This is a genomic window from Paenibacillus qinlingensis (assembly GCF_031455095.1).
In the GTDB taxonomy this organism is placed as follows: Bacteria; Bacillota; Bacilli; order Paenibacillales; family NBRC-103111; genus Paenibacillus_E; species Paenibacillus_E qinlingensis_A.
This window is the reverse complement of record NZ_JAVDSB010000038.1, coordinates 1-5,458: the sequence shown is the minus strand read 5'-3', so window position 1 is coordinate 5,458 and position 5,458 is coordinate 1. Positions and strand designations below refer to the sequence as shown.

Annotated in this window: 7 protein-coding genes, 7 tRNA genes and 1 rRNA gene; all 15 read left to right on the top strand. The window is 44.1% G+C overall.

Going from position 1 to position 5,458, the window contains the following annotated elements:
* Nucleotides 1-92, top strand: a 5S ribosomal RNA gene (rrf, locus tag J2736_RS34210); the annotation flags it as partial.
* Between the two features lie 47 nt (nt 93-139).
* Nucleotides 140-221 (top strand) — tRNA-Tyr (locus J2736_RS34205).
* A 12-nt stretch (nt 222-233) separates the two neighbouring features.
* Nucleotides 234-307: transfer RNA gene (locus tag J2736_RS34200), tRNA-Trp, on the top strand.
* A gap of 10 nt (nt 308-317) precedes the next feature.
* Nucleotides 318-392, top strand: a tRNA-Gln gene (locus J2736_RS34195).
* 15 nt (nt 393-407) lie between these two features.
* Nucleotides 408-483 (top strand) — tRNA-Lys (locus tag J2736_RS34190).
* Between the two features lie 18 nt (nt 484-501).
* A tRNA-Leu gene (locus J2736_RS34185) sits at nt 502-581 on the top strand.
* Between the two features lie 43 nt (nt 582-624).
* A tRNA-Gly gene (locus tag J2736_RS34180) sits at nt 625-696 on the top strand.
* Between the two features lie 9 nt (nt 697-705).
* Nucleotides 706-779: transfer RNA gene (locus tag J2736_RS34175), tRNA-Pro, on the top strand.
* A 165-nt stretch (nt 780-944) separates the two neighbouring features.
* A complete protein-coding gene (locus tag J2736_RS34170) occupies nt 945-1,367 on the top strand; it encodes a VOC family protein (RefSeq protein ID WP_310502970.1) in 423 nt (140 codons plus the stop codon).
* 28 nt (nt 1,368-1,395) lie between these two features.
* Nucleotides 1,396-1,983 carry a thioredoxin family protein gene (locus tag J2736_RS34165; protein ID WP_310502969.1) on the top strand — a complete coding sequence of 196 codons (588 nt, stop codon included), beginning with the start codon at nt 1,396-1,398 and terminating at the stop codon, nt 1,981-1,983.
* Between the two features lie 208 nt (nt 1,984-2,191).
* Complete coding sequence (tenA, locus tag J2736_RS34160; RefSeq protein ID WP_310502968.1) at nt 2,192-2,857, top strand: thiaminase II; 666 nt, start codon at nt 2,192-2,194, stop codon at nt 2,855-2,857.
* A 104-nt stretch (nt 2,858-2,961) separates the two neighbouring features.
* Nucleotides 2,962-3,147, top strand: a complete 186-nt coding sequence (locus J2736_RS34155; RefSeq protein WP_310502967.1) for a hypothetical protein — start codon at nt 2,962-2,964, stop codon at nt 3,145-3,147.
* 193 nt (nt 3,148-3,340) lie between these two features.
* Nucleotides 3,341-3,784 carry a HEAT repeat domain-containing protein gene (locus J2736_RS34150; protein WP_397342251.1) on the top strand — a complete coding sequence of 148 codons (444 nt, stop codon included), beginning with the start codon at nt 3,341-3,343 and terminating at the stop codon, nt 3,782-3,784.
* 25 nt (nt 3,785-3,809) lie between these two features.
* Nucleotides 3,810-4,007 carry a DUF3934 family protein gene (locus tag J2736_RS34145; protein ID WP_310502965.1) on the top strand — a complete coding sequence of 66 codons (198 nt, stop codon included), beginning with the start codon at nt 3,810-3,812 and terminating at the stop codon, nt 4,005-4,007.
* A gap of 129 nt (nt 4,008-4,136) precedes the next feature.
* The gene (locus tag J2736_RS34140) at nt 4,137-5,204 is read left to right on the top strand and encodes an FUSC family protein (RefSeq protein ID WP_310502964.1); all 1,068 of its coding nucleotides are present in this window, start codon (nt 4,137-4,139) and stop codon (nt 5,202-5,204) included.
* Nucleotides 5,205-5,458 lie beyond the last annotated feature (254 nt).

Here is a 5,458-nt window from a genome sequence, read left to right as displayed (position 1 = left end):
CACGCGTTCCCATCTCGAACACGACCGTTAAGCCTTCCAGCGTCGATGGTACTTGAACCGCAGGGTTCTGGGAGAGTAGAACGTTGCCAAGCAGTATCCCTTTGGGATATTTTTTTTGCCTAGTTAGAATTGCCTTTATGGAGGCTTAGTGAAGTGGCTAAACACGGCAGACTGTAAATCTGCTCTCTTCGAGTTCGGTGGTTCGAATCCATCAGCCTCCATATACCTTATCTAGGGGCATAGTTTAAGGGTAGAACAAAGGTCTCCAAAACCTTTGGTGTGGGTTCAATTCCTGCTGCCCCTGCCAATAACATCAATGGGGATTAGCCAAGCGGTAAGGCAACGGACTTTGACTCCGTCATGCCAAGGTTCAAATCCTTGATCCCCAGCCATTTTTTACAAGATTTGAGTCATTAGCTCAGTTGGTAGAGCACCTGACTTTTAATCAGGGTGTCGTAGGTTCGAATCCTACATGACTCACCATTGCCTTATTTACAGCATGCGCGTATGGCGGAATTGGCAGACGCACTAGACTTAGGATCTAGCGGGCGACCGTGGGGGTTCAAGTCCCTCTACGCGCATCAAACATCCCCAAGTCGTAACTTACGGTTTGGGGATCCTTATGCGGAAGTGGCTCAGCGGTAGAGCATCGCCTTGCCAAGGCGAGGGTCGCGGGTTCGATCCCCGTCTTCCGCTTTTTATTATCGGGACGTAGCTCAGCTTGGTAGAGCACCTGCTTTGGGAGCAGGGGGTCGCATGTTCAAATCGTGTCGTCCCGATATCAACCACATTTTTTCATCATCTTGATGAAGGAATGTGGTTTTTTGTACTTCTCTCTTACCGAAGGTAACTTAGTTACCTTGATGTAACTCATTTTCTAACCGGACATGTTCGAGTATACTGGAAAAGAAGTGAAAGTAATCATTTGAAGGAGGCTAAAGTAAGTGGGAACGAATGCGAAAATAGGCGGCGGAGGTTTTCATCACGTTGCACTGAGAGCGAATGATTTTGACGCAACAGTCAAGTTTTATACAGAAGGTTTAGGATTTGTAGAGAAGAACAACTGGGGAGAAGGGGATAAGCGAGCAGTTCTGCTTGACTCTGGTGATGGGAATTACATGGAGGTGTTCGCTGGTGGGACAGGCGAGGAGAAACCAGAAGGTTATTTCTTCCATGTTGCGTTTCGCAGTAATAATGTAGATGCTGCTGTTGAGGTAGCCGTAGCTGCTGGTGCGGTCGTGACGGTAGCACCTAAAGATGCGATTCTAGGCGTGAATCCGCCAACACCTGTACGTATTGCCTTTGTTAAAGGATTAAATGGTGAAATCATTGAGTTTTTCCAGAGTACTGGGGAGAACCAACTATAAATTTTCAGGGTTGAGAGGGGCATGAGACATGGCTTTTACCTTTACTTTATCGCTCGGAGATGAAGCGCCTGATTTTTCATTACCAGCTACGAATGGACAAACATACACGTTGAAAGATTTCAACGACGCCAAGACGCTCGTTATTTTTTTCACCTGCAACCATTGCCCTTATGTAATCGGTTCTAATGAAGTTACACGCGAAACAGCCAATCGCTATAAAGATAAAGGTGTGCAGTTCGTAGGCATCAACGCTAACAGCGTGAACACCAAGCCAGAAGACTCCTTTGATCATATGGTATCGCACATGGAGGAACATCAATATCCATGGACGTATCTAAGAGACGAATCCCAAGAAACGGCATTAGCCTATGGAGCACTAAGAACGCCGCATTTTTATGTCTTTGATGAAAACCGCAAATTAGTCTACACGGGACGCGGCGTTGATAATCCTAAGGATGCGTCAAAAATCACAATAAATAATTTAGATATCGCCTTAGAAGAGCTGACCTCTGGTCAAGCGATTACGTTACCGTTGACGAACCCACTAGGATGTAATGTGAAATGGGACGGTAAGGATGCGCATTGGATGCCTGCTGATGCCTGTGACTTGGTCTAACGGGCCTGATCCAACCTACATATCTATTCGTAAAACAATGATCCTCCACACAATGGATGGTCATTGTTTTTTTATCTACGATTTAGAACTAGAATTAAAGTTAATATATGGTAAAATAGTAGAGTTCACCAAATCTACTTATGCTCTTTCAATTTGTTCACTCCATTAATATAAATCATAAGAATCTCATGTCGGAGGAGAATCCATCATGTCCTTTACCCAGCATCTAGTCCAAAAATATCAACACGAATGGCAGCAAACTCAGCAGCATCCTTTTGTTCAAGAACTAGGTCGAGGAACCCTGGACCGTAATAAATTTAGGTTCTATATGATTCAAGACTATTTATATTTAATTGATTATGCCAAATTATTCGCTTTAGGTGCGATCAAAGCACCAGATCTCACAACGATGAGTGAATTCTCAGCGTCTCTTAGTAATATTTTACATGAGGAAATGGGCATTCATCGTTCTTACGCGGCTCGCTTCGGAATTACGAAAGAGGAGTTGGAGCAAGCAGAACCATCACCGATAACGCTCGCTTATTCGCATTATATGTTGCATGTGGCACAGAATGGCGGATTAGCCGAGTTGACGGCAGCCTTGCTTCCTTGTATGTGGAGTTACTGGGAGATTGGGCGTATGTTGAAGGAATTTCCGGGTGCAGTAGATCATCCAGACTACGGTGAATGGGTGAGAGGGTACAGTTCGGACGAGTTTGGTCAACACGCGCAATGGTGTATTTCTCTCATGGATCAACTAGCTGTAGGGAAATCAGAAAGCGAATTAGCGCGATTAGAAACTATTTTCTTGAATACAACTCGCTATGAGACTCTGTTTTGGGAGATGTCATATCAGCAGCAGATGTGGCTGTAATTTTCGACATAAGCGTAACTGAAACGCATTCATAACAGTCCAGTGAGCGAATATACATATACGGAAATCATCAAAAGTTGGTTATCAACTGGGAGGTGTTTCGTATGATTTATTGGATTTTGGCTGTGATTGTCGTGGTTGTTGGTGTGCTGGTTGTCATGAGTCTAAGAAGAAGTAAATCCACAGCGCCTGCTGAAGTGAAAACGCACAAGCCCTGCTCCTACTGCAAGGAGGAAATTGAGATCGATGCGCCAGTGTGCAAGTACTGTAGGGGGGTTGTATTGAGCTAGGTGATGTCATGTTATTGTTCATAGGGATGAAAAAAGAAAAGCAACGAGACGTTCGCGGATTAAGCGAGCCGATCGTTGCTTTTTTAATGTGCTAGTGGTACTTCCATAAACTAATCCCTTCAAAAAGTTGGCACTCAGCCTAAAAAAAGTGTAACATCTAACACATACAGCATACAGAAGGAGCTTGAATCCGTTGAATATTGAATTACACAATGAGTTACCAACCGATTTTGAAGAGTTAAAAAAAGCAGCAAACCGCACATCGAATTGGAGGGAACGTCTTGCAGCTGTCGAGGCATTAGGCGAGCACGATGACCAGCAATCCGTTCATATTCTTAAACGTCTAATGGCGAACGATACGGTATATGTCATCCAGGAGACGGCTTACCGCAAGCTTAAACTACTAGGTGAGGATGTACAATTGCCCCCTCGTAAGAAAGGTGACCTGATCAAAGGTGTAGGCAAAATTTTGCTTCGCATTAAGAAAAGCCTACCTGAAGGTCATACGTATGAGGCTTTCAAAGAAAAGCTGCAAAAAATGAGAAGTGATGTGTATGACACCTACGAAGGTGACAAAGGCTCTGATTTTGATCAATGGCTAGAATCGACTTGGTCGGGTTTATTAACTAATAAATAAGAAGTAACAGGTATGGAGTGAGTTTATGGCTAAGGGTAAAGGTGGAACAGGTAGAGGTACTGACAGCAAAGGCTGGAATCGGTGGAAAGCAAGCGAGAACCGAGCGAAGAGTGCCCCGAAACCCTACAAGAGTAAAGGTCTAAAAGCCGCTGCAATGGCGGCCAAGGCATCCGGTACATCAAGTGCGGCGAGTAGTCCGAGTACCAAAAACACCAAAGCTTAGCAGATTCTGTTGAGCACGAACCACCTTCGGCAATTGCTGGGGGTGGTTTTTTCGTATTATTTGATGTTTTGCATCCTTCACATGACCTGTGTAAGATAGATGTAGGATATTTTGGGTGAGGTGAGAGTCATGGTATTTGGGGCGCGCGTGTGGAAAACAGGCATCGCTGTTGCATTAGCTTTATATATAAGTGCTTGGCTCGAATTCACGCCACCAGTCATTGCGGCTGTTGCGGCGATTTTTGCGATGCAGCCTTCGATATATCGCTCTTGGCGTTATTTCTTGGATCAGTTGCAGACGAACATTCTTGGTGCGGCTTTTGCCTTATTGGCGGGGATGTTTTTCTCGCAGAATGTGATTGCTATTGGCATTGTATGTATTATTGTTATCATTCTTAGTCTACGTTTACGCATGGAAGAGACAATTGGTCTTACCTTAGTTACTGTAGTTGCTGTGATGGAGGCGTCGGGGGAGTGGCGTTTTGCGCTTAATCGACTACTGCTTAGCTTAATCGGGATCGGATGTGCTTTTGTGGTGAACGTCCTATTCTTCCCACCTAAGCCTAAGGAGCAATTCGCAGCACAGATCGGATCTATTTTCAGCAAAATGTCACTGCTCCTTCGCACGGTGATTTCGAATGAGATTAAGGAAACGGTGTTTCGTGAAGAAAAGGAAAGTCTTCGCAATAGCTTAAAGTCATTGTCAGAGAAATATAGACTTATGGAAGAAGAAATTAAGAAGTTGAAGGGCAGCGGCTCCAAACGTATCCGCGAACTCGTCGTATACAAACAGAAACTGCTTGTTATGTCCAAAGGACTTGAAGTACTGGAAGCTGTAGATGAGCATTATTTTCAGGCTTCCCCAAGTGCGGAAACAGATGTATGTTTCGATGACCATATGGAAAAATTGATTAAGTACCACGAGCATGTACTATTGAAATACGATGATAAGTTGAAGGAAACGAGCTCGGATGGTTTGGAAATTGAAGCGGAGAACGAACAGTTTATGGTCGATCTCCTTGCGCGATACAGTGAGCAACCAAATGGTATGCTTCGACTCTCCATTGTGGCTGCAGCCATGTACGACTATGGTCATCAGATCGCGCGGTTGGATAAGCTTGTGGAGCATGATCATCGAGGGGAGACTGAAGAGAGGGAACCTCTTGAGATTTTGCTAAAAAGTATTCGTCTAAAATAGTTCAGGATTAAGTTTGCATTACGAAATGGTTTGTGCTATATTATGTTTCTTGCTCCGAACAGGACAAGAAGCAGCAAGCACAAACCATTGGATTCTGAACGTGTTGAATATCTTCACGAATGGATGAAATGAAATAAAGCTTGCAAATGAGAATTCAATATGGTATATTACTTCTCGCTGCTTCGGTAACACGGCAGTGAACGAAAGAAATTGATCTTTGAAAACTGAACAACGAGTGAGTAAGCACAGTCGAG